This window comes from Streptomyces sp. CY-1 (genome assembly GCF_047218265.1).
Classification (GTDB): Bacteria; Actinomycetota; Actinomycetes; order Streptomycetales; family Streptomycetaceae; genus Streptomyces; species Streptomyces niphimycinicus.
Genome location: NZ_CP178393.1, coordinates 8,599,745 through 8,623,939 on the forward strand (window position 1 = coordinate 8,599,745; position 24,195 = coordinate 8,623,939).

General features: G+C 67.2%; 19 protein-coding genes. 2 read left to right on the forward strand and 17 right to left on the reverse strand.

Features of this window, described 5'->3' with window-relative positions; genetic code table 11:
• Positions 1-437 precede the first annotated feature (437 nt).
• Both ACK1X7_RS37065 and ACK1X7_RS48310 read left to right on the forward strand, forming a co-directional pair.
• A complete protein-coding gene (locus tag ACK1X7_RS37065; protein WP_413116237.1) occupies positions 438-785 on the forward strand; it encodes a winged helix-turn-helix transcriptional regulator in 348 nt (115 codons plus the stop codon).
• A gap of 270 nt (positions 786-1,055) precedes the next feature.
• Positions 1,056-2,122, forward strand: a protein-coding gene (locus ACK1X7_RS48310; RefSeq protein ID WP_423247799.1) for an IS630 family transposase whose coding sequence is annotated in 2 segments (ribosomal slippage) — positions 1,056-1,499 and positions 1,502-2,122 — 1,065 coding nt in all. Because the reading frame shifts where the segments join, the coding sequence is not laid out codon by codon here.
• 28 nt (positions 2,123-2,150) lie between these two features.
• Here ACK1X7_RS48310 and ACK1X7_RS37080 read toward each other — a convergent pair.
• The 17 genes from ACK1X7_RS37080 to ACK1X7_RS37160 all read right to left on the reverse strand — a co-directional run bounded on the left by ACK1X7_RS37080 (position 2,151) and on the right by ACK1X7_RS37160 (position 24,099).
• A complete protein-coding gene (locus ACK1X7_RS37080; RefSeq protein ID WP_413116239.1) occupies positions 2,151-6,191 on the reverse strand; it encodes a hypothetical protein in 4,041 nt (1,346 codons plus the stop codon).
• A gap of 537 nt (positions 6,192-6,728) precedes the next feature.
• Complete coding sequence (locus ACK1X7_RS37085) at positions 6,729-9,674, reverse strand: hypothetical protein (RefSeq protein WP_413116240.1); 2,946 nt, start codon at positions 9,672-9,674, stop codon at positions 6,729-6,731.
• 11 nt (positions 9,675-9,685) lie between these two features.
• The gene (locus tag ACK1X7_RS37090) at positions 9,686-10,135 is read right to left on the reverse strand and encodes a pilus assembly protein TadG-related protein (protein WP_413116241.1); all 450 of its coding nucleotides are present in this window, start codon (positions 10,133-10,135) and stop codon (positions 9,686-9,688) included.
• Complete coding sequence (locus tag ACK1X7_RS37095) at positions 10,132-10,644, reverse strand: TadE/TadG family type IV pilus assembly protein (RefSeq protein WP_413116242.1); 513 nt, start codon at positions 10,642-10,644, stop codon at positions 10,132-10,134. The genes ACK1X7_RS37090 and ACK1X7_RS37095 overlap by 4 nt, the downstream gene beginning before the upstream one ends.
• Positions 10,641-11,117, reverse strand: coding sequence for a TadE/TadG family type IV pilus assembly protein (locus tag ACK1X7_RS37100; protein WP_413116243.1), 477 nt, complete (start codon positions 11,115-11,117; stop codon positions 10,641-10,643). The genes ACK1X7_RS37095 and ACK1X7_RS37100 overlap by 4 nt, the downstream gene beginning before the upstream one ends.
• Positions 11,118-11,126: 9 nt before the next feature.
• Positions 11,127-11,315 carry a hypothetical protein gene (locus ACK1X7_RS37105; RefSeq protein ID WP_413116244.1) on the reverse strand — a complete coding sequence of 63 codons (189 nt, stop codon included), beginning with the start codon at positions 11,313-11,315 and terminating at the stop codon, positions 11,127-11,129.
• Positions 11,316-11,341: 26 nt separating this feature from the next.
• The gene (locus ACK1X7_RS37110; RefSeq protein WP_413116245.1) at positions 11,342-12,028 is read right to left on the reverse strand and encodes a type II secretion system F family protein; all 687 of its coding nucleotides are present in this window, start codon (positions 12,026-12,028) and stop codon (positions 11,342-11,344) included.
• 206 nt (positions 12,029-12,234) lie between these two features.
• Complete coding sequence (locus ACK1X7_RS37115) at positions 12,235-13,116, reverse strand: type II secretion system F family protein (RefSeq protein ID WP_413116246.1); 882 nt, start codon at positions 13,114-13,116, stop codon at positions 12,235-12,237.
• Positions 13,113-14,474: a CpaF family protein gene (locus ACK1X7_RS37120; RefSeq protein ID WP_413116247.1), complete on the reverse strand. Its 1,362-nt coding sequence runs from the start codon at positions 14,472-14,474 to the stop codon at positions 13,113-13,115. Before ACK1X7_RS37120 ends, ACK1X7_RS37115 begins: the two co-directional genes overlap by 4 nt.
• Before the next feature lie 73 nt (positions 14,475-14,547).
• Positions 14,548-15,339, reverse strand: a complete 792-nt coding sequence (locus tag ACK1X7_RS37125) for a hypothetical protein (protein ID WP_413116248.1) — start codon at positions 15,337-15,339, stop codon at positions 14,548-14,550.
• A gap of 59 nt (positions 15,340-15,398) precedes the next feature.
• The gene (locus tag ACK1X7_RS37130; protein WP_413116249.1) at positions 15,399-15,989 is read right to left on the reverse strand and encodes a hypothetical protein; all 591 of its coding nucleotides are present in this window, start codon (positions 15,987-15,989) and stop codon (positions 15,399-15,401) included.
• Positions 15,990-16,222: 233 nt separating this feature from the next.
• A complete protein-coding gene (locus tag ACK1X7_RS37135; protein WP_413116250.1) occupies positions 16,223-16,708 on the reverse strand; it encodes a hypothetical protein in 486 nt (161 codons plus the stop codon).
• Positions 16,709-17,262: 554 nt separating this feature from the next.
• Complete coding sequence (locus ACK1X7_RS37140) at positions 17,263-17,466, reverse strand: hypothetical protein (protein WP_413116251.1); 204 nt, start codon at positions 17,464-17,466, stop codon at positions 17,263-17,265.
• A gap of 892 nt (positions 17,467-18,358) precedes the next feature.
• Positions 18,359-20,293, reverse strand: coding sequence for a hypothetical protein (locus ACK1X7_RS37145; protein ID WP_413116252.1), 1,935 nt, complete (start codon positions 20,291-20,293; stop codon positions 18,359-18,361).
• A complete protein-coding gene (locus ACK1X7_RS37150) occupies positions 20,290-20,868 on the reverse strand; it encodes a hypothetical protein (RefSeq protein WP_413116253.1) in 579 nt (192 codons plus the stop codon). Before ACK1X7_RS37150 ends, ACK1X7_RS37145 begins: the two co-directional genes overlap by 4 nt.
• Positions 20,858-21,964 carry a dsDNA nuclease domain-containing protein gene (locus ACK1X7_RS37155; protein ID WP_413116254.1) on the reverse strand — a complete coding sequence of 369 codons (1,107 nt, stop codon included), beginning with the start codon at positions 21,962-21,964 and terminating at the stop codon, positions 20,858-20,860. The genes ACK1X7_RS37150 and ACK1X7_RS37155 overlap by 11 nt, the downstream gene beginning before the upstream one ends.
• Positions 21,965-22,797: 833 nt before the next feature.
• Positions 22,798-24,099, reverse strand: a complete 1,302-nt coding sequence (locus ACK1X7_RS37160; RefSeq protein ID WP_413116255.1) for a hypothetical protein — start codon at positions 24,097-24,099, stop codon at positions 22,798-22,800.
• Positions 24,100-24,195 lie beyond the last annotated feature (96 nt).

Sequence of the window (24,195 nt, forward strand, 5' to 3'; positions counted from 1 at the left end):
GTCACCAGATCCGATGTACACCGGGCGCAGTTATCGCAGACCTGGAAGGCAGGGAACCACACCTCTACTTTCTGGTCCGGCGTTCCACAGCCGACCATTGGAGCGCACCAGGCAGTCGCGCACTCGGCAAGGGCTGGTTCCTCGTCGTGCCCAGCCCATCCCACACTGCCCCTCCGGGTCCGTACTGGGCTGTCCCGCCCTGTCCTGATGAACCGCTTCTCATCAGTCCCAAGTTCCTCTGCCTCGCCTTCCACCTGGTGGACATGGAGAGGCAGTCGTCCAGGACACCCCGACAGCAACCATTAGCGTGGAAGGCACAAATGCCCCGCAGCGAGCATCACCGACTCCCAGCAACGAATAGCGCAGAGGACACCTCAGGCGCCGGCGAGGCGCCCAGAGACCACGTCTTCACCTTGAACCTGCGTCATGCCCTCCACATGATCAACGGAGAATGGATACCCGACATCCTGGTCGCACTGGCAGAAGGCCCCAAACAGTACACCGGATTACTGGGCACAATCCGAGCAAAGACCCATGAAGATGGCTGGTCGGAAACTCGGCACCTCTATCTTCAAGAAAGTGTATTGAACCGGACCCTGAGGCGCCTGGAGCGTGAGGAGCTCATCGAGCGTCACCGCGAGCCCACATTTCCCTACCGTGCCCGCTACAAACTGACGTCAGCTGCCGACGAGCTGCTGACAGCTCTCACACCACTGGCGGAGTGGCCCAAACAGCACGCGGACCTTGTGCACCGCGCTCAGCAGGCAGGGCTCAAGGGACAATAGCCGGGGCGCTATCTACCTCACCCTGGCCCTCGCGATGGTGGCTTCACCGATGACACCTTTGTTATCAGCGAAACGAATTGGGGTGGGCGCGAAGTATTCGCCGACCACCCTCATTGTGGCGACGATGCTGTAACTGGCACCGATGCCCGGACCGTAGCCGCTGACGCCTAACTCGTCCACTCGCTGTGTCCAGCGACGCTCAGTTACTGAGGTTGAACTCGTGGTGTCGTGAGGGCTGACGGCTGCTGGTCTGTGCGGTATCACCGAAGGATGCGGTATCCACAAGGCGGGGGCCTGACCTCCGAACGGCAGCAGCGCCGCGAGGAGTTACGACTTCAGGCGGCCGAGCGGTTCGCCCGGGGTGAGACGAACGCCGTGATCGCCAAGGACCTGCGTGTCAGTGTCCGGTCGGTGCAGCGGTGGCGGCGGGCCTGGGCCGAGGGCGGTCCACGGGCCCTGTGCTCCAGCGGCCCGGCCTCGTTGCCGCGGCTGAACGAGGAACAGTTCGTCCAGCTGGAGGCGTTGCTGGCCAAGGGGCCGGCCGCGCACGGCTGGGAGGACCAGCGGTGGACGCTGGAACGAGTCAAGACGGTGATCGGCCGACGTTTTCACCTGACCTACACGATCCAGGGCGTGCGGAAGCTGCTGGTACGCAATGGCTGGACCTGCCAGGTGCCCGCCCGCCGGGCCATGGAACGGGACGACGACGCCGTGGCCGGGTGGGTCAAGGAGGTGTGGCCCTGCGCGGAAGGCTCGCGGCGGCCCGTGGGGCATGGCTGGTCTTCGAGGACGAAGCCGGATTCTCCATGACGCCGCCGCAGGCGAGGACCTGGTCACAGCGAGGCCGCACCCCGGTGGTGCGGGTACGCGGCCGCTCCCGCAGACGGATATCGATCGCCGCGCTGACCTGCTACAAGCCCGGCCACCGGTCACGGCTGATATACCGCCCCCGCCGCGACGACGGCAACCGTGACGGACGCAAGAGCTTCTCATGGCGCGACTACCGCGACCTGCTGATCGCAGCCCACCAGCAACTCGGCGGCCCGATCGTCCTCGTCTGGGACAACCTCAACGTCCACAAGGCCGCTGACCTGCGCGAGTTCGCCGCGACGCAGGACTGGCTGACCATCTACTACCTGCCGCCGTACGCACCTGACCTCAACCCCGTCGAGGGCATCTGGTCCCTGCTGCGACGCGGCTGGCTCTCCAACGTCGCCTTCAGCACACCGGAACACCTCATGCAGCGCATCCGACGCGGCCTGCGGCACCTCCAGTACCGCAGCCACCTCATAGACGGATGCCTCACCGAGACCGGCCTGACCATCAGACCCGCCTGAGCAACCGCACGACATCACAAGTTCAACCTCAGTAGTCGAATTCGACGGCAGTAGCGCAGATTCCGGTGTCGAACGCCATGACGTCGTCCTCTGCTGCGGCCACCAGTGTGCCTTCCTCGCCGAGCGCGAGTTGCCAGCAGTGGCCAGGCAGCGGAAGTTCGTCGACTAGATGGCCGGTGGCGAGGTCCCAGGTGCGCAGACGCTGGTCATCGCCGGCGGCGATGAGCATGCGCCGTCTGTCCTGCATTCCGGTGACGATGCTGCGCGTGAGGCAGGTACCCGCGTCCAGGGTGCGCACGAGGTCACCGTGGGCCGGGTCCCAGACGTGCAGCGCCCCCCGGCATGTCGTGATCACTACAGGACGGCCTGCGAGATCGCAGGCCGCGACCGCGGCGGTGGGTGCAAATTCGAGCTTGGCGGTCACCTGCTGCCGATCCAGGTCGACGATCCACACGGTGGCTGGCCCCCAGACGTCCGACTGGCTGGTCACTGCGGTGTGCATGCGTCCTTGCAGTCTGAACAGGGCCAGCTGGCTCATCGATGCCGCTAGCTCTATCGGTTCACCCGCCAACTCCCCGGTGACCAGGTCCCAAAGGTAGATCCGATGGTCGTGGCCTGCGACGACCAGGGTCGGCCGATTGGCGCGGTGGGCGACGGCTACCGCATACCCAGATTCGCGTCGATCTGCGAACGGGATCGGCAGTCGCGTGGTCCGTCCGCTGCCGGGCGACCAGGCCACTGGTGTGCTGATGTCGCAGACCACCGCGAGCGGTTGCCCTTGCACATCGGCCAGTGCAAGGGCGAGTGGTGAGGAGGTCCTCCACCCGGTTCGAAAAGGCTGGAGGAGCGGCTGCTTGGTCAGCAGATCCCACGCATGGACGGTGCCGTCCACGCCGCCAGTGACCGCGATCCGATGCCCGGCCCGTTCCAAGATTGCGACCTTGGTCACGGCACTGCTGTGCCCGGTGAGCGGGTCACCGATGCGGCGGTGCGTGGACTCGGTAAGGTCCCACAAGCGCACCGTTCCGTCCTTGCCACCAGCGGTCACCGCGAGTGGTCTGCCGTCGACTGTGGCGGTGGCGATGCCCGATGTCTCCCGGATGTGCCCGGTCAGGGTATTGCCGGTCGGACGCCAGTCCAGCAGGTCCCACATAGCAAGGCTGTTGTTGGCGCTGCCGCGGTCGTCGCGGTCGTTGCTCCCGCAGGTCACCATGACCGGGCGGCGCGCGCGCTCGATGACGGACATGCTGGAGACATACCGGCTTTGTGTGACGAGCGGTGGACCGATCTCGGAACCTGTGTGGAGATTCCAGCCTCGCACCGTGCCCTCAACGGCGTGACTGCCTATCAGCGCTATCGGCACGCCTCCCAGCGTCGTCACCGTCATACGGTGGACTGGCTCCGGCGTAGTGATCGTGGGGCGGATCCGGCGGCGTTCCGTCAGGTCCCAGACGTCGACGGTGTTCTCCATCGCGCCGGTCACGATCACCGCGCGGCCATCGAGCTCGGCGACGGCGACCGCGATGGCAGTCCGGACGGGCAGTGGCGCACCGTCCTGGCGGCGGCTTCGCAGATCCCAGACCCGCACGCCATCGAAACCCGCGGACACGGCGATCGGCCTGCCGCCGATGTCGGCCACGGTCACCGCCTCCACCGGGTTGGTATGTCCGGTGAACGGCCAGCCGATCTGCCGGAGCTCCCTCAGGTCCCAAAGGCGCAGCCGACCGACGAAGTCACCGGTGACCGCAATGGGGCACCCATCCAGCGTGCCGAGCGCGAGCGCGCTGATACCGTCGTGCTCCCCGCGCGGTACGGTCTCTATCGTGGGGCCGATCGGGCACTGTTTGGCCAGGTCCCACACCTGGATCGTGCCCCGGTAGCTGCTGCTCACTGCAATGGCACGACCGTCCATAGTCCCCGTCGCCACCTCGACGATGGTGCCTTTGTGCGCGTCGAGGGTGGCGATATTCGCCGGGTGGACCTGTGTCCCCGTGGCGAACCTGACCGGCCACCCGGTGGTGCGGGCGTTGAACTGCTCGTGCAGGTCGTGGGCGCCGAAGCGGGCCGCGTCGAGCGCGAGGATGCGGCAGCGGGCCTGGTGATCGGCGTGGCGGTGCCGGCTGCTGGACGCGCGGTAGCAGACCGCCGCCAACCGGCCCGGTTCGGTGCGTGCCGTTGAGAGCACGGCGAGCAGCGGGCTGGGGTCGGCGTGGAGGAGGAAGCCGGCATCGGTCACCAGCCGGTCCAGCCCTCCCGCGACCGCGGCGTGCTCGGCGAGGTGGGCGCGAGTGTAGGGAGCAGCCTGTTCCCATCGGCGTCGGCCCCCGGCAACAGGGACCCAATCGTAGAGGGCGTCGGCGATGGCGCGGTCCGGGTGGCGCTCGTCGCACCGGGAGCGCAAATGCTCGTCCAATGCCTCGTGGTAGAGCCGGTAGGCGGGTTCGCCGTCGGGACCGGTGGCGCGTTCGACCAAGTAGTTGGCGGCGCTGTGGAACACCCGCGTGAGCTCTGCACTGGTCGGGGCGTACCCGGGTTGCAGCGCGTCCGCGACCGCGAGCCAGGTGTCGTCGCGCGGCAGGCCGTCGCCGCGCGCGAACGCCAACGCGGTCAGAAGCCGTTGGACGAGCGGCTTCTCCTGGCCGAACGCGTCGAGGTACTTCTCCATCGCTTCGCCGATGGTCTCCGGCAACACCCCGTCCAGAGCGGGGTCGGTGACCGGCGGGGTGGTGGGCAGCAGCAACCATCGGCTGGTGACCTGGGCGATCAGGAAGTTGCCGCGCGCCTTGGTGGCGATCGCGGCGGCGAGCGCACGCAGCCGCTCCTGGGGCAGGCCGCGGTAGCGGCCGTCGGCGTCCTCGCCTTCGAGGCGGCGCAGAACGTATGCGGTGACGTCGTCAGCCTGCCGGTAGGGCTCGGCGTCAAGGTCGACGGTCCGCACCGAGCGTCCAAAAGCGGCGAGCACGCGAGCACGGGCCGTGCCCGGCGGCGCGGTCCGCACACCGGCCACCACGCGTGTGCTGCCAGTGCACGCGAGCTCCCACAACAGGCGCGCGATCCGATGGGCTTCCTCCAGCCCGGCGGCCTCCTCGACGGCGTCGGCCAGCACCACGAACGCATGCCCCGTGACCTGCCAGCGCTCCCGCAGCGCGACCACGAGCTCCTCCTGGTCGGCCGCGGTCACACCGGCCAGCATCGCGAGCCGTTCGACCACCTCACCTCGTGTCCTGCCCTTGACATGCAATGCGGCGTCGAACGCTCCCACAGGAGGACGGGGCCCTGCCTGAGACGGCCGCATCCGGGCCTCCCAACCCGGATCGGCCGCGACCAGCAGGTGGGCCAGCACCGCGGACTTGCCCGTGCCCGGGCCACCGGTCACCACCAGCAACGGCTCCGCCCCGGTGAGCCAGTCGCACACCGCCCGCCGGGCCGCGACGCGGCCGGTGAAGTACCAGGCGCCCGAGTCGGATTCGACCTCCGACCCGCGCGCCCGCGGCAGCCAGTGCGTCCTCAGGCTCGGGTCCAGGTCCAGCCGCCAGCCCATCCGCTCACGCAGCCACGGCCAGTGCTCGATGAGTGCGGCGATGGGCAGCATCGGCAGGCCCGTGCCAGGGGCCACCACGCCCACCACGGCGTCGGCATCGAGGTCGAACACCGGTGTCCCCGGCACTGTCGCCTCCGCCCGCAGCGTGTGGTCGAGCACCGCATCGGGCGCGGCCAGCGGCGCCGGTACACACTCAACCGGCTCCGCCAGCCGCAACACTGTCGCTTCCGGCAGCCGGTGCACGGGGCTGGCCACCACATCAGGTTGATCGGCGTACGGGAAGGTGATCAGCACCTCACCTTCGGGCGCCGCCCCGCACGTCAGAACGTGCTCGGCGTCGATCAGCACGCCCGCGGTGTCCCCGAAGGCGGCAAGCCAGGGTGGCCGCTCCGCCAGCCTGTTCACGATTGTCACTGGCCGGGTGCGCGCGCCGTGGAAGTGGATGCCGCCGGTGATCGAACCCGCCTGCACCACGGATCCGTGCACCTCGCCTGACACGATGTTCACCGTGAGACCGTCGTCCCCCATACGCCGGATAATTCCATCGGCCACCGATCCGCGCCGGGATATTCGGACACATTCAGCCTCGCGTGCTCCACCGACCCTTGGGGGGTGGTGCTCGCCTCAGGGTGCCGTGCGGGTCCCCGCAGCCCAGGTGTCGGGCCGCTCGACCTGGGCGCCAGGTGGCGGACCGATGCGGGCTTTCAGCTCGTGTGGGGTGGTCGGAGCGCGGATGGGGTGCGGTGGGGGCAGTTGCTCTGCCTGGCCGAAGGCCGCCACATGCGTCTTGCGGCGGGAGCTGGTTCCGGCCCCGGCTCGGTGGATTTCAGCGGCTGGCCCGCACCGTTCCCATGCCTCATCGACGTCCGGTCCAGGTCGATGTACATGACCACCGACGCCGCCCAAACCAGTCGTGTTCCAAGGCCAATGCCGCAGAGTTACCGGCTGCTGACTCCACCTGATCTGTGATGCGAGCCAGCCCTGGGCAGTGGGTGCAGCAACCGTCGCCTCGATGAATCTACGAACTTGCGCGCTTCTCGCTGCTGGTCTTCGGAACGGTGGACCTCAGCCAGCCCTTCCCCGGGAGCTATCGGCAGAATCAGAACGTCGGAGGAACTCGCACAGGGACACTGTCTCTTGACTGGGAGCTTCGTCCAGTTCACCGAGTGTCTTGGTGAGCAGAGCAAGCGTCCGTGCCACAGCGTCATGCTGACCGAGGCAGGCCTGGAGGCGGGCGATGCCCTCGTAGAGGGCCTCGTTGTAGCGGTCGAGCGTGCGAGCACGCTCCAGCAGGATGAGTGCCTGCTGCGGGTCGGTGTCGTCGAGGGCGTGGGCCATGGCGCCGAAGGCGTCGAGCACGTCGCGGCGCAGAGCTTCACGAGGGGTCTCGACCCATTCATCGGTCAGGTCTTCGGCGAGGTCGCCTCGGTAGAGATCGCCGAGGCGCTCCACCGCGGCCAGGCGGTGCTCGTTGCTGTGGCCAGGGCGGGTGGCGTCGAGAACGTCATGCAGCTCCCACAGGTCGACGCTGACTTGGTCACGATCCAGGGTGTAGGGACCGTCCTGGCGGAGTATCACCTCGGCCAGTGCCTGATGGGTCGCGGTGCGGAGCGCCCGGCGTAGTTGGCTCAGGGTGGCGTGGAGAGCGTTGTAGGGGCGGTCGGCGGGGGCGTTCGGCCACAGGGCCGCTGTGAGTGTCTCGCGGCGTGCTCCGTTGGGGTGCAGGGCGAGGAAGGCCAGGACTTCGCGCTGGCGGGGTGCAAGAGCGCTGGTGATGTCTTGGTGCTCGTCGCCAAGGTGATGGACCACTTGGAGGTTGCCGAGGAGGTTGATCGTCAGTGCGCTGTGGGCCGGTGTGATGCCACGGGCAGGCTGGGTGCGGCGTAGTTCCCCCTTAGCAGTGCTTCGCGAGTTCACCGGCGGCGGTCCGCTACCTGAAGGATCGCTCGTGCCCGCAGCGCTCTCTGGCGGTGCGGGCGTGGCGGCCGGTGGCTGTCGAGCATGTGTGTCGGGTGTCGAGCACGCGTCGCTGCTGGATGCAGGCGCGGACGTTGACGGTGCCGATGGCGGGGTATCGAGGGGCTCGACGCTGCCGATGCTCGGCGGGTCGCTTGCCGACGATGAAGTACGGCTGTCAGTTGACTCCGGACTCGACGGGCCGTGTTCCGCTGGCGAGGCACTGCTTGTCCCGTCGGGGGGTGAGTCGCGGGTAGGCGGTGCGGCTATGGAAGGCGGTTCGCGGGGCGAAGGGTCGGCTTCGCTGAGCAGGTTCAGGAGGGCTTGGCTGTCGGGAGGTGGGAGGGTGAACAGCTTGGCTTCTGCGAGGGTGTTGGCCAGAGATGCGCTTGTGGCACTGACCGTGCCGTCCGGCCGTACGTGAGCGGTTGCTCCGGGGCGCCACTGTCCGATGAGCACGCCGGACAGGCCGAGGCTTGAGCCGTTGTCGAGGATGGCTTGCATCCGCCTGTGGGCATGTGAGGCGGGTGTGGCGACCAGTATGAGTTCCTTCGCGTTTGGAGTGCTCGTCGCTGTGTCGGCCTCTTGGCGGGCGCGGGTGAGAAGTTCGGATTCCAGTTTGTCGAGGGCCGTGTCCAGGTCGTCGACGATGTGCAGTCGGCTGAGTCGCGGCGGGTTGTTGCCATTCTCGCCGACCAGGAGGTGGACGTCGTGGAAGGGGATGAGGATGTCCGGGGCCGGCTGAGGATCGCGTCGTTCAGCGAGCAGCGTGACGACTAGCGCGCGGAGGGCGTCGAGTGCGCCGGGGCCAACCAGGCCGAGGCCTTGAGTACGGGCCAGGTCCAGGACGAGCGCTCGGCCCTCTTTCACAGCGATGAGCCGTTCCGGCCTCGGCAGCGCCGCCACGGCAGAACTTCCAGCCGGGGCCGTCCCATAGCTTTGGCCAGTGAGCGCCCCCGACGTGACGTCAGAGGTGTCGGTATCGGTGCCGGAGGAGAGGTGGGCCTGGTCGTTGGCGAGGCGGAGTGCGCGAACGACGGGCGCGACGGTGAGGTCCTCGCGCTCGCCGCTGCCGGGGCGGTAGCACACACGGCGGCGCCACCGAACTGACAACCAGGCGGCGGAGATCACGGCAGCCAGGCCCAGGCTCACGAACGCCCCCGTGGGCAAGGAAATGCGTGTGCCGCGACCGGTGGGGTGCGCGGGGTCGGGGGCGTGTGAGGAAGTCTGCGGCGTGGACGGAGCAGGCTGGGTGCTCGGTGACCCCGGCGCGGTGGAGTGAGGGGCTGGAGGAGATTTCGGGCTGCCAGGGATGGGGCGATCGCCATGACCGGGGCGAGGGTGCCGGGGTGTGGCGGGGAGATGGAGAATCCAGCCGGGTCGGATGAGACCTGGGGTGGTCAGGGTTCGACCGTCTGGCTGGGGGCGGCCCTCGTTGCGGGCATAGATCTTGGGCCACAGGTGCCCATCGCCCAGTTCCCGTTCCGCGATGCGCCACAGGCTGTCGTAAACACCATCGTGCGGTGGGCGTACCACGACCCTCAACGGCGCTGTCCGCGACGTCTTCTCTGCGTGACTCAACACCGGTTGCGCGAGGACGGATGAGCTGGCGGGGGTCGCGGTGCGGTCGACCACGGTGATGGCCTGGGTGGGAACGCTCTGAGGGGCGGATCGGCTCGTGGTCAGGGCCAGGACGACGGTTCCTACGAGCGCCGTGGCCAGGGCATGCACCAGACCTGCCGGACGGATCTCGGGCCACGCGGTTGTGCGCACCATATCGAGCGCGGTACGGACGACATCGAGGACGAAGACTACCCATGTCGGCCACAGCAGGCAGGCCAGGGCGTTGAGCAGGAAGGAGGTGCTCACCGGGGCGAGCAGGAGATCCTGGATCTCGGTCCAGCTCGTCAGGTGGTCTGGCAGCGGCCAGCCGACGAAGCGCACCAGTCCCCAAGGGATACCGACCGCCAAGGTCAGGAGAAGGAAGGCGGCCAGCAGCGCACGGGCCGCTCGACAGAACTGGCGCAACTGCTGGTGGTGAACCCGTTGGGCCATATCCGCACCTCTCACCGTTCGGGTGCGCTGACCCCGTGGCGGGGGCGGGCGGTGCCGGACCCGGTCACGGTCAGCGTGTCGAGGCGTGCCACTTGCAGTAGCTGGGTGGACTGTTGCACGGTGACGGCGACTGTCACTGTCCGTTCTGTAGCCGTCACTGTGCCGGTGTCGCCGGTGGTAGCGAGGTAGCGGTAGGCCAAAGCACGGGCCTGATCAGGTTCGAGGCGTACCGTGCCGTCGGCCCGGTAGGCATCCAGGTCAATTGCCTGGGCACCCGCGCGGGCGGCTTCCTGCGCCTCACCGAGAGCGCGGATCTTCGCGGCGAGGGCCAAGCCGCCGTCGACAGCTAGCCCGGCGAACAGCACGACCAGCGCCGTGGTGACGACGACGAACACAGTGATCTGCCCCTGGTCATCGGTCAGGCCACGCCCAAGGGGAATGAACCCGCCCTCTTCACTCACGGCCCCTCCTGCGGGGAGTCGATGGACGTCGCCGTGGTGCCGCCGGGAGCTCTGCCGCGGTAGACATCAACCGGCGCGGCGAAACGGGCTTGGAGCACCGTGGTGCCGGGGAGTTGGAGCAGCGCGAGATCGTGCAAGCCGACCGTGCAAGAGACGGCGACGGTGACCGTCGAGCCGGGTTGCAGGCTGCCGCGGGTGTCCACGGTGAGGGACTGGCAGGCGATCCCCGCCTGGTCCAGTGCTGCGGTGGCTGTGGAGCGGGCCTGGCGGGCGGCGGTGGATGGGCTGCGCGCCTGGCTTGCGGCGCGGGTGGCTTGGTGCGCGGCGTCCTCAAGGCGCAATCGCGCATCGGGCAGTCGCGAACAGTAGACGAGGAACCACACCGCCAGGAGCAGGACCGGGATGAGCAGGACGAGCTCGGCTGTCGCTGATCCCTGGTCACCACGGAGAGCACGCAGCAGCCCGCTCCGGTGGTTTGACGAGGAGGCACGTGCAGTGGGGTGGCTCATCGCGCGGCCTGGTCGGCAGGGTGGAACTTCTCCACCGGGCCGGCCGCTTCTGCGTGGACCGGCAGATGCAGGAACGGCACGACGCTGGTGGCGGTTCCCTCCACGCGCACCGAGGCACTCTCCGCGTCGCGGGTCACGCTGATGTGCACGCCGCGCAATGGTCCGTGGCCGAGTTGGTCCAGGACCTGCTGGGCGTCGGATCTGCCGGACTGGGTGGTGCCGTCTTCCACGCGGGTGGCGGACAGGGCGTGTGAGGCGGTGGCCTGCGCCATGTGGGTGGCGTGCGCCCACACGGTGACCTGCGCGATCACCAGGACCAGGGTGAACAGCAGCGGCAGGACGAGCACGATCTCGGTGGTGACCGCCCCGCGGTCATCCCGAGCTCGTTCCAACAGCCGCCGTCTGTCCGAGAGACGGCGGCTCGGCACGAAGTCGCCGGGATGGGGCCGGTGGAGGTCCGTGATGGCTGCCATGCGGGTGGCCTACTTGAACCGTATGTTGCGGGCCGCGTCGATGATGTCCGGGCCGATCAGCGCGCCGACGGACACGGCGAGCGTGGAGAGGATCGCGATCCAGATCACGGCCTCCGAGGTGTATCCCCGGTCATCGTGAGCCAGCCTGCGTAGCAGGGCGGCGGTGCGCGTCATGATCGAGTTTGGCAGCGAGGGCACAGCGGAACTCCTTCTCAGCGTGGGGTTTACAGCGAGGTGGTGACGTGGGCCAGGGCGGGGTAGAAGACGAAGACGATGAAGCCGACCGCCATGAGCGCCGCCGGAAGGGTCATCCATTCGGTCGCCGCGTTTGCCTCGGCCTCGGCCTCGCTGCCTCCTTGATGGCGCAGCGCGGCGGCCTTGGCGGCCAGCGAGGCGCGGACTTTTGCGCCTTCGGTTCCCGCCAGGGAGAGTGCGGCGGCGAGCTCGGACAGCTCATTGATCTCCAGCTCATCGCCGAGCTGTCCCAGAGTCCGCCAGGGAGAGGTGCGGGTGAGCCGGGCGATATCCAGTGCACGGTCCAGTTGTTGAAAGGCCCAGCCGTGCCCGACCCTGGCCGCGTCCGCGAGCGCTCCCTCGACCCCGGCGCCTCCGGCCAGCAGGAGGTGGACGAGGTTCAGGAAGGCGCCAAGCGCGTGGCGGAAGGCAGCCCTGCGCTTGGCTGCTTCGGAGCGCACCATGATGTCCGGCAGGAGAAAACCACCCACCGCCAACGCCAGCGACCCGGCCAGGGGCATGGCCCACGGGAGGGGACGGCCGCCGAGGGTCAACAGGAGCTCAACCGCCGCGGGGAGCAGCAGACCGGTCAGGGCCAGCGCCGCCTTTTCGGCCAGGTGGACCTCGACCGAGCGCTCGGTGATCGCCAGGTCCTTGTTGAGGGAGCTATGGGGCAATCCCAGGTGTCGTATGACCTCAACGAAGGGCCGTCCCAGGTGCTGTGCCCACCCTCCGGCACCCGTACGGACGACAATCGGCGGCGGGGCGGGGTCGGCGCGCAGGCGAGTGAGAAGTGCGTCCAGAGGCGGGCGGGGCGGGATGAGCCACACCCAAAGCGCCCATAGCCCCGCGCCCACACCGGCCGACAACAAGATCAGCACAGTCATCGGCTCGCCCCCTGGTGCTCGATGGCGTCATCGGTGAGGAATCGTTCAGGCTCTTCAATCCGGGCCATCCGGCGCAGCCAGGCGAACCCGACGGTGAAGATCGCCCCGATCAGCAGCAGCATCATCTGCCCAGTGGCGGAGTCGTACGGGCTCAGGAATTCCGGGTTGAGCAGGATCAGTCCCCCGGCGAAGGCCAAAGTGGTGGCCACCACCACGCGGACGGTGGTACGCATCCGGGTGCGGCTGGCGTCGACTCGCTGGCGCATCTGGACCTGCGCGCGGGCGGTGGAGGCCAGCTCGCCCAGCAGGGGCGTGAGCTGCCGTGCCTGGTGCTGTGAGGCCAGTATGAGGGCGGCGATCACCAAATCGGCAGTGGGGTCGTCCAGGTCGGCCTGCAACCGCCGCAGCCCCGCGGTCAGGCGTTCTCCGCCAGCTAGTCGGGCTGACAGGCCCAGCACGTGGGGGCGGATGGCCTTGGGCGCGGTGTGTGCGGTGGCCATGATGGTCTGCTCCAGACCTGCAGCAGCGGCGAGGGTGTCGCGGAGCATTTCGGTCCACCCGGCGATGCCCTCGAGCCGAGCTGTCTGCTGCTGATCAGCCCTCGTCGCCTCGAGGATGTACGGGACGCTCCAGGTGGCCATCGCCGCCAGCAGCGCACCGGCCACCCAGCCGGTGACGCTCCCCATCAGTACGCCAGCCACGCCGGCCGCGGCCATCCACCACCGCGGACGCGATGGCTGACGCGCCGAGTGGCGCAGGCGCCGACGCCACGTACGGGCACCCGTCGGAAGACTGCCGCGCCAGGCACTGATGAGCACGATGAGGCCGGTGGCCGCCCCAAGTCCGCACAGGCCGAGCAGGGCTGCGTAGCCGTTCATGATCGCCACACCCATTCCGGGCGCTTGAGCAGCCCTGCGTCGAAACCGGCGGCGGCAAGGTCTTCTTCCGTCTCGGCGCGCAGCGGGGCCCCGGGCACCGCTCGACCGTCCGAGCCGGGCCGGAAGACTTCGTTGGACACCACCTGCTTGTCGTCGGCATCGACCACTTCCCGGATCGAGGCGACCACCCGGCCTCCGCCTCGCCCGGTATTCAGGTGGACCACGAAGTGCAGGGCCGAGGCGAGCAGGAGGTTCGTGGCCTCCAGCGGGAGTTTCTCCGGACCCTGGACCGCGTAGGCGGCCAGTTTGGTGAAGGCTCCGCGACTGGTGGAAGCATGAAGGGTGCCCATGGAGCCGTCGTTTCCCTGGCTCATGGCGTTGCACATCGGGATGACCTCAGGTCCGCGAACCTCTCCGACGATGACGCGGTCGGGGGACATCCGCAGCGCCCATCGCACCAGTTCCGCCTGGGTGACCGCTCCTTGGCCCTCGACGTTGGCCTCGCGCGCCTGCATCGCCACCACATCCGGATGCCGCTCGCTGTCGGCGTCCAGCCCGAGCTCGAAGGTGTCCTCGATCGTGATCAGCCGCTCCCACGGAGGGATTTCCCCGGCCAGGGCGCGCAGCATGGTGGTCTTCCCCATCACCGTCCCACCGGTGATCAGCACGTTCTTCCGCGCGCGGACCATGGCACGGAGGAACGACACCAAGGCATGGTGGACCGTCCCCAGCTCACGCAGCTCCGCGAGCGTGACCTTCTCAAAGCGGTGTCGCCGAATCGACAGGGACGGGCGAGCGGTGACCGCCATCACGGCGAAGGCACGCTCCCCACCGGGCAAATGGAAACTGACCCCAGGCGTCCCCCGGTCGAAGCGTCGTTCTTCCACTCCGGATCGTGCGGCCAGATCGCGGATGAGCTCAATCAGCTCGGTGTCCGACCTCGTCACGGCAGGCAGTTGCTCGCGGCGGCCGTCGGCGTAGCGGACGAAGACCCGGTCGCCGGTGACGTTGATGTTCTCGATCTCCGGGTTGCGCAGCAGCGGCTCCAGCCCGGCCAGGCCGAAGACCTCGTCCAGTACTTGCATCAGGATCCGCTGTTCGGTCTCCGGCGGTACGACGCTGCCACCGCGGCTCAACTGGATGCGCGTGTGCTCCTCGGCGGCCGCGGCCAGGATCGCCTCCGCCTGCCTGCGACGCTCGCTCGCCGGAACCTCCCGACGGCCCGCTTCCTCGTCAGCTCGGATGCGCTCGGACAGGCGCGCGGACAGCTCTCGGCGCAGCTTGCGCCGCAGCTGCTCCGCAGGAGAGTCGACCGGCACTCCGGCACCGACCAGATCAGCCGGCCCTGGAAGCCTCACCCCCGGCTCTCGCCGCCATTCTCTCCTCTGATCCTGCTGGCCTGCCTCTGTGGGGGTGGGCCAGGCAGGCTGCTCATCGCCCGGCCGCATCATCGGGGCGCACCTCCTCCGGAGAGGGCACTGGTGCCCTCACCCGCCGCGTGGGCGGAGCGAATCGTGCTACTGCGGCGAACCGGGGCAGGCGGCGTCCGCCCCAGGCGGTGGGCTCGGAACGGGCGTGGGAGGAGACCAACGCGGCGATGTCGACGATCGCCTGGCCCAGAGCAGAACGGGTCGGCGTCGCCCGCCGGCCGGGCAGCCCCTCGCAGGCCGCAGCGCCCTTCGGGTCCTCCGGGATACGCGCCAGGACCTCGATCCCTAGCGCTCTGGAGACTTCCCCCGTCGAGCAGCCGTCGCCGACGAGCACCAGACACGGGCGCCGGGACCAGTGCGCGGCCTCCTCAAGTCTCACCGCGACATGAGACAGAGCGTCGTCATGTGCACGAGTCAGGAGCAGCATCACGTCCGCCGCCTGCACGACGGCCATGGCCGGGGAGCCTGGATCAAGGCGTCCACAGTCGGCGATCACCACGGTGTCAGACTGGTCGGCTGACAGCCGCAGTACCGATGCCTGGGCATCACTGATCTCGCCCATCGCCGCCCGTGCCTGTGCGGCGCCCGCGGGCCCGGCCACCACCGAGAGCCCACCGGGGAGCCATTGGGTGTGCTGCCACACCAGACCCGGCTGCGCAGAGCGGCGGGCCGCGACGGCCAGACTCACCAGCCCCGGCAAGAGCTCCAGACGGAATCGGGCCAGCAGATCGCCTCCGGCCGGATCGCACTCCACCACCACCGGCCGCTCCCCGGCCGGCCATCGGGCCCCCATCGCTACGCACGTAGTCGTCACGCCCGGTGAACCCTTCACACTGCACAGGGCCACCAGGGTCACAGCACTTCCTTGCGCACCAGCAGCACGCTGATGCTGTCCGTGGGGGAAGCCGCCACCTCGCGCGCCTCGTCCTCGCCCAGTTGCAAGGACACCACCGCCGTCTCCCCACGCTCCTTGCCCCACACCGCGACCACCGTCGCGTACCACACGGGGGACGACGGGTCCGGAAGCTGAGGCTCCGCAGCGCCTCCCTCGGGCTCAGGCACCTTCACCACGGCAACCCGGCTCCCGCGCTCCAACCCCGCAGGGAATCGTCCTTCCTTCAATCCCACGGCAACCACAGCCTTTCCCCGCGGTGGGATCTGCGGCTCGCCCAGCACCGACTCCGTCAGCAACGTCCCCTTGGGCATGGTGTAGGCCGCCGGACGCCCGACGATCCGGTCGGTCGACCCGGCGGAGATCGCTGCGAGCCCACTGCCACGGGCCAAGCTCACTTCCCGCAGGTCTCGCTCCATCAGCGTCTGCCCCACCGTGACCGGGTGCGCCAAAGCCAGCACCGCTTGCCGGTGCCCCAGGTTCAATGCCACCACTACGCCGCCCGCAGAGCAGCCGAGCACCAAGAGCGCTCCCAGCGGCAGATACGACACCCGGCGTCGCCACCGACCACCGACCAGCCGAGACGGCTCCTCGTCCGCTCCGGGGCGCCGCCGTCCAGAGTCGCTGCCCTCTGGGAACGGGGCTTGGGGAGGAAGATACGTTCGTGTACTCATCACAACCGCCTCCTGGCATGGGCATGGACTATCCGGCACCGGGCCGCACAGCCCGGCGATCGCAAATCGATGTGGGTGTTGTCGCCTGCCCCCGCCACAGGGGGGCGGGCTCATTCGTTGTCGGTGTTGACTGCCTGGCTCTCCGCAACGCGGAACGAGGCGGCCGAAGTCGTCGTCAAACCAGGGAAGGTGCCCGACTGACCGGCTCCGGACCAGGCCACTGACCAGTGCACTGTCGCCGACACCGGATAGGCATCACCTGGCTGCCCAGCCGACGACGAGCGGTAGGTGTAGCCGCAATCCGGCGACGACTTCCTCGAATTAGAACTCCGTCGGGACGCCTGGCTCGGGCGGTAGGGCGTACCAGGGCCATGGCAGACTTTCGACCCGCCATCGCCCATCGACCAGTCCACCGATATCGGCCGCGCCACCGCGGTCACCGACACCCCTGGCAACGACGCCGTAGCCGACGCCCTCTGCCACGCGCCGCGCTCCAGCCACAGCCACGTCGGCAGGGTCACCAACTGCTCGTCCGCCGGGCTCGCTTTGATCTTCGGCGAGGGCAGCCGGAGCTGGCTGCGGGCCTGCTCTGCCAACGCGGCGGGAGAAATCGGGGGGCCGCCATCACCCTCTGGCCCGTCGCGAATCCACACCGGAGGCCGGTAGAGCGCATCCCGTGTACCGCCCGCATCGCACTTGTACACGTACCAGGCCCCGTCTTCGCCAGGCTTCGGTTCGGCAATGGGTCTGGCTATCGCTGACTGGGCCTGAGCGTGGAACACCGCTGGCTCAGCCGTAGGGATGCTGCCAACAAGGGGACCGTGGTGGGAGACCGATTGGGCGTCCGAGGGCGGCTTGTAGTCACTGCGTCGATAGGAGCAATCAGACCGCTTGAAGTCGGGATTGGAGGCATCCGGATCCTCCCGGTCACGGCCACTGCCACCATCGCCGCCGCCTCCCCGCCCAGGCGACTCACCGCCTTCTCCGTTGCCCGGGTTTCCCTTTTGCGGGCTCCTTCCCGCACCCAAGTCGCATCCTGGATAAGGGGTTTGCGTGCAGTCGACGGAACCCCACGAATCATCCGACAAAGCGGGAACCGCGCCCGTCATAACTACCGCCAGCGACAGACACATCGCAGCCGACGCTCGCCTTAACATGAGCCGATCTCCTCGACGGCGAAGCGCGTGACCTTCCACTTACCGTCGGACTGCTGCTTGACCTCGGCCGTAATCGACCGGCGGCCACCGGGCTCATCGTCAGCTAGCTTGCCGCTATCAGCCCGATACTTCAGCCAGTGTGTGGAGTCTCCGCAGTCGGAGATCAGCACCGTATTCGGATCCGCAGGCGGATCCATCGATGTCACCTTCGGGTAGTTCTTCGGCCTTCCCTTGTACACGAATCCATTGAGGTGATCCGCATACATGCCCCGCGATATCGTCGACAATGCATCACCGGTGGCATACCTTGACAGCCTCGGAGACCGCCAGTCCGACGTCTCTCCCGCCTCAGCCATGTCCTGCCACATGCCTACATACACGGCTATTGCTTGCCGACGCGCCGCCCCTGCCGCAGACAGGGAGGACGGCGAAGCTGCCGTCCTTGAGCTCGACCCGCCACCCGCATCCGTAGCGGAGCCCCCACGGTCAGCTGGTTCATCTGCGTTGCAGGCCGCCACGCTCAACACTGCCGAAGCCCCAAGAACCACCCATATGGCCCGATGTCCGCGCGACCAGGGTCCTTGTATTCGCATAGCCACACCACCTCAGGAACAGATCTCGCCACGGCAGACGAACAGATCCACGTCTATCGCGCGTTCTCGTTCCAACTGCAAGGTGCACACGAGCCGCCTTGTAACCTGACTTCAAAGTCTGAACGGCGATACAGGTGATTTGCCCGAATTGGCCAGCACTCCAACCAATGAGAGCGGACGCCGGGGCAGGTCGGGATCTTCCGATTCTCGTCGGCTGCACGACGGTTCAAGTGGCCGGGAACTGGTCGAGTCCTGCGGACTCTGTCTCAGCCCGCCGAACAGAGAACACATCACTCAGGCGCCGCCTCGATCAAATGACACGAGAGCACCGTTCACCCCAGGAACGACTCGAAGGCGTCCTTGCGGCCTCACCCGAATTTAATCCCGCCTGCGAGGCGTTCAACCCAACTCTGAGCTGGTGTGCCCGACGACTCCCCGGAGCGCAGGGCTACAGGCAGGTGCCTGGACGGTGCTGCGCCGAGGCGGCTGCTGTCGCCTACGGGGTAGCATAGACGTTAGGCATCAACAGTTCGCGGATGGTGTTGATGCCGCGCGGTGGTCTCGGCTGCACGAGCTGTTGTGTACTGATGACCTGGGTGCCTGTGTCCTCCGCTGCTTGCGCCACCTTTGTGAGGACGTCCATGACGATGTGCTCGTCGATTCCCTGTTGATACGGGTTGTCCAAGAGCAGTAGGCCAGGAAAGGCACATTCCTCGTCGAGGTCCCTGGCAAGATAGAGAGTGGCGTAGCTGTATGCCAGAAAGAACAGGACCTTTGCTGCGGCCCCCAGCGCGTCGTGCCATGGGCGGCTGCCGACGTAGAAGGTCAGGTCGGTGTCGCGGATGGACACATCGCCGCTGACCCACAAGCTAGATCGGTATGGGGCGAGAAATTCGTTCATTCGCTTAGCGAAGCGCGCACATCGTTCAGTGGATGCGAGGCTTGGCGGCTGGACTGCATTAGGTCGGTTCCTGATCTCTTGTACGCGCTGTTCGGCCGTCTGCAGCACCTGGCGCGCTGCGTCGCGTCTCTGGAGGATCTCCCCGATAGCTGGGAACGCGGACAGCTTTTGTTCCAGTCGTGCCACGGCGGCTGCGATTTCCTCCAGCTCGGCCATGAACGGGGCCAGCTGAGCGACGCGCTCGGCGTTCAAGCGCTGAGCAAGGTGGGCTTGTTGCGCCTGCAGCTCGCGTTGGTAGGTCTCGGCTGCGGTGAGATCGTTGGTGTTGCGTTGGATAACCTCGTTCAGGTCTTCCAGTTCAGACTTGAGAGATCGAACCTCGATCTGTGCTCGCCGTAGGCGTTTGTCATCGTCGACAGGTTGAAAGCACAGATGACACGAGCCTTCTGGGTGCTCGCGATGGGGGTCGACATCTTGTTCGCAAGCGGGACACATCCGGACGGGCAGTGCGTCGAAGACCTCGATGGAGGTGCTGAGCCGTTCCATACGGCCGATCTCTGCTTCGACCATACGCGCTGACCGCTGGTGTTCGGCGCTGACATCTCGGAGGGAGGCGACATCGTCGCTGGCGCGCTTGAGTCGGCTGCTGACGTCTTGGTAAGCGGCCGTCAGGGACGTGTCCAATCCAACTGGCGCGCTGTCGCTGGTCGCGTTCCCTGCTTCGATGCTGGCAATTTCGGCGGTCAGTTGCTCGCGGCGGCGGCGAACGTCCGCCAGCTCTGCCTCGACCTGGCTTCGGGCTGATGCGACCTGTTCGATTGAGCGGGCCATCGGTAGTTCGAGGCTCTCGGAGATTGCTGTGATGGCTTGTAGGGTGCTCATGTTGGCTTGCCTGTCGGCCGAGTTTGCTTCGTCCAGTCGGCGATGGGCGTGGGCGAGGTCGTACTCCCGCCTCTTGCCGTCATAGCGTGTGGGTGCATAGCCCAGTAATTGGCTCACGACAGCCTGGCGCATGTACTCATGTTCCTTGCTTGCGAAGGTGATCCACGAGCCTTCGTCACGGTAGAAGTGCCGCAGGGTGTTCCGAAACGACAAGGGTGTAAGTTGAGGTGCGGTGGACGGGTTGAGTCCGAGAGGGATGGCGAGCGTGGGCCAGCCCAACTCGGTCAGGATCCAGTCGCTGAAGCTGTCCGCTGTCAGCTCGATATCGTTGACGTAGACTTTGTTGAGGAGGCCGCGTACAAGCAGCCTGGTGATGGTGAACGACCGGCCGTCGATTCTGATCTCTGTGGACACTTCGCGGTACTCGTCAACGACGGCAGCTTTCAGCGCGTTGGTGGCGCTGCCTCGGTCTCCCAGGCAGTAGTCGATGACGCGCAGCGTTGTTGTCTTCGAACTATTGCGCACGCCCATCAGGATGTTGAGCTTGCTGGGCTCGAAGGTGTATTCGTCGATCTCGCCGCTGTAGTGGATGAGCCTGACGCTGGCTATGCGGATTCCGCGCTTGGTCGTGTGGGGCGCTTGGGTCATGGCCGGATCTCCTGCTGGAAGGGAGCGTTGCCGACTTCATCCGGGAACAGGTCGTAGATCAGGTTCTTGAGGTCGGTGCCTGACATCTGCGCCAGGTTGCCTTGCATGGCCTGGCAGCGCTGGACCAGCGGCTGGAAGTGCTCCAGTTCGGCTAAGCGTCGGGCAGCCGTTTTGCCTGCCGGCCTCAGCTTGACGCGCTCGGGGGTGCCGCGAGTGATCGTGACCAGGTTTCGCGCCGTGAGAAAGGATAGGAACTGCCGGTAGCGATGATCCCAAGGCCCGTAGCGGTACCGGATCATCGGCGCTTCGATCTCAGAGGTGTCTGCGGTAGTGAAGGCGTCGGTGCGTTCAACGACGCCGTCCAGAGCTGCGTGTGCCCGCTCTAGGAAGCCGGGGTAGCGCAGGAAGAAGTCTAGCTTTGCGAATTTCGTTCGCCCTTCGATGCCGGGTCCGGGATTCGTGCCACAGAGATTGAGGAGCAGCAGCAGCCGGGAGGCATGGAAGTCGACGGCGTCGTCCGGATCCCAGACTCGATGGAGAGGCGGCGTGACTTGACTGCCGATCTTATGAGGCATCTTCGTACCTGTTCTGGCAGCGTGCGGTGATGTCACTCAAGACCGCTAGTGCGTCGCTGAGTGCGACCTCCCCGGACTGTACTTCGGGTATGTCGAGGATGGCTTGCACCGTAGCCATGTAGGCGGCTTGTCCTGCCTGGATCACCCCGCCTCGCCAGCGTGCGGAAGTGACCTGGCAGATCGCGAACACCTTGTCCGACAAGGCGTCGAGGCGCCGACGGCCCAACCCGACGCTTTGACGGCGCGCCTGACGAAACGCCAGCAGTGATTCATGCTGACGCTCAGCCTCTGCATCGGGGATCCCTGCTGGTCGGAGCTTCTGGGTGAGTGTCATGAGACGTTCTGTGGTGCCGTCCTGACGCTGACCAGTGGCCTGTCGGATGCAGTCCTCAAGTATCCGACGGAAGTCGTCCGCAGTGTGCCGTCTCGGGGCCTGTTCTGCTGCGCTACGCGCGATGTGCACGGAGACGAGTTGCTTGAGGACGTTGTCCACCTCCGGGATCATCGGTTCCTGGCCGAGGTAGTCCCGTACATGTGGATACAGACGCTGGAAGGCTTCCTGCTCCACCTGGTCGGCGGTACGCGCTGTGAGGAGGACGTCTAGGCGGTCAACGCACCATGCGATATCCCGACCGTCTGGTAGTTCGAGGTCTGCGAGCTTCTCGATGACCTTGTGACGGCTGGCGCCCGTCACGGGCTGCGGTTGTGCTCCTCGCCCGCAGACAAATTGATACAGGTCGGCTGCCGGTGTCTCGTTGACGATCAAGGTGAAGCGAGCGCCGTCAGGCAGCGGCTTCCCTAGGAAGAGTTTGCCGAGGTAGCTGGTGGCGGCAGTCCGGTATTCAGGCTTTTTCGCCTGGTCTGCCCGGCATACGTCAGCGATGCTATGAGCCTTGCTGGGTCCTTCGACCGTCTTGACCTGCCTATAGGCTGGCGCATCCCCTTGAAGGCAGAGGATGTCCTCCAGGTCCTCCCAGGAGACCTCCGTCCAGCGCCCGTCCAGCATGTCCAGGCAGTCCAGCAGAGTAACGGCGTCCTGGTAGAGGAAACCGCGGCGACTGCGCCGACCTCCGTCTGCAGGCGCGAGCGTCACCATAGCTTCAGCCCGCAAACCTCAAGCGCCCCGCCCGCTGAACACTGGTCACCTGCACGCATACTGCCCCCCGACAGCGATCGACTGAGCGCAGTAGATCACCGAAAGTACGGGGATGGCAACGGAGCGGCATCGCGTCTTGCAGACTCATCGTGCCGACGTGCGGATCGTCGTTCCGGACCTGATCAGGTGTGTGGCGTGGCGGGACAACGAAGTCCCGCTCTTCGCCGGGTGGGGAGGGGTGCGTGGTGACGATCTGCTTCATCACCATGGTGGAGTTCGGATTGACAAAGCACGGATCCAGATAACTCACGTGACTGGCCACATGATGGCGTTCGCCTCCGGCTATTAGCTGCTGTCGTCCCCGGGGCCCGGGGGCCTCCAGCCACGCGTTGATCCTAGCGAGCGCGGTGTACTTCTCGGTCACGTCTTAGACCGCAACGGGGTTTGGAGATACTCACCCGGCCGCATCGTCACCGTCGTCTTGGCCCCGGCAGCGACCAGGGCATTCTCTGAGCGCGAGGAGTCGTGCTGAGGCTGCCTGGCGCCCCGCGGCCGAGGGCATTGAACGTGTCACGGTGTGTGGTTGCCGGGGCTGCCGCGGCTCCGTACAGCACCGAGGTCGGTTCCACTGGTGCAATCGCTCATCCGCGGCTCGAGCCCGGCATGCTGGCCCTCGACCCCCCAGCTCCACGTCGGCCACTGCGCGCCCCTCACCCTTGAGCGGGTAGGCCGCAGGTTGGCCGCGGAGCAGCGACGGCTCGACCACTTCAAGTCCGACGGCCAGCTTCAGGCAGACATCAGCCAGTTCCCTTCCTCCCTTCAGGCTCTCGTCGTCAAAGACCACCATGCGCTGCCCCTTGCGACGGCGTGCGAAGCCGTCGGCACTGTCGAGTTGATTGCAGCGGCTGACCGTCGGGGGCAGCGGGGTGTGGCGGGGCTAGTTCCGGCCTGGCCGTGAGGGCGTCGCGCAGGAAGCTGCGCTTGGAGTAGAAGGTGCGCTGCTTCGCCCAGCCGTGGGCGGCGAGGTAGCTCCGAAGCCATCTGTCGATGTGCTCCATCTCGCGCAGCACCTCGTTCTCGTCGTGGTCCAGGATGCTGCGTGAGCGCCGGTACTCCAGCTCGCACTGGGACAGCACCACCTCGGGCGCCGCCAGGAGGGAGCAGCGGTCGAAGAAGATGCCGTAGACGTGGCCGGTGCGCATCGACTCGCACTGGACGTCGTAGCGGACACGCTGGAAGGGCGGCATGGCACGGACCTGGAGACCCAGTTCCGTGCGCAGGTATTCCTCGAAGCCGTCGGGGGCGACGTCGATGTCGGAGGTCAGCTCCTCGCGGCGGGCGAAGGTGTCCTCCGCGAACCATTTCCGCTTGAGCACGTACCCGGCGGAGACCGTCGGGATGAACGAGGCGTAGCCGATCTCCTGCTCGGGCCGGACGACGTCGAACAGGTGATTCTCGGTGTGGTGGATCTGGAACTCCTCCCGGTACTCCGGCCGGCAGCCCTCCAGCTCGCCGTCACGCAGGGCCTTCAGCAGCTCCAGAGACGCTGCCCAGATGTCGGGCGCCGGATCGAGGGTGTACTTGTACTCCAGCTCCGTTCCGGCGAAGTGGGTACGGAAGTACCGCAGGTGGTTGTTGAGCGCCATGTTCGACTCGGCGTGCGCGGATAGCACAGGGTCCAGCCAGCGCAGGGCCTCGACCGGGCCGTGGCCGACCGGTTTGCGGGTAGTGCGTACAAAGCAGGCGTCCTCGGGGTAGAACCGGATCTGCGCGTATGCGTGGTAGCCACCGCCGGGGTGTTCGGCCAGGTAGCACAGTGGCACGAGCCTCGGTGCCGTGTCTGCTCCGACGAGTCGGCGCAGTGGGGCACCGGCTATGGCGTCGGGGAAGAGAGCGCCGCCGTCGATCAGGGCCGCGCCGAGCCGGGTGCCGCCCGTGCTCAGGGCGTCGACCGGGCAGACACCGAGCGCGTTCCACCGGATGGCCACCGTGGTGCTTGGCAGGCAGACCTCTTGAGGGGGCACCCAGACGAGCACGATCGGCTCGTCCGGCCGGCGCGGAGCCGTCTGGTTGAGGAGGTGGATTCCGCCAAGGACCACCCAAGCGCCTCGCTCCGTTCCGTTGTCACCGCTCATGGCCGGAGTTCCTTTTTGAAGCAGCCGGTAAGGAGGGGCTCTCGCCGCTGACCGCTTCGGCTCGGTCGGCCACCGTGTGGCCCGGGGCACTGGCGG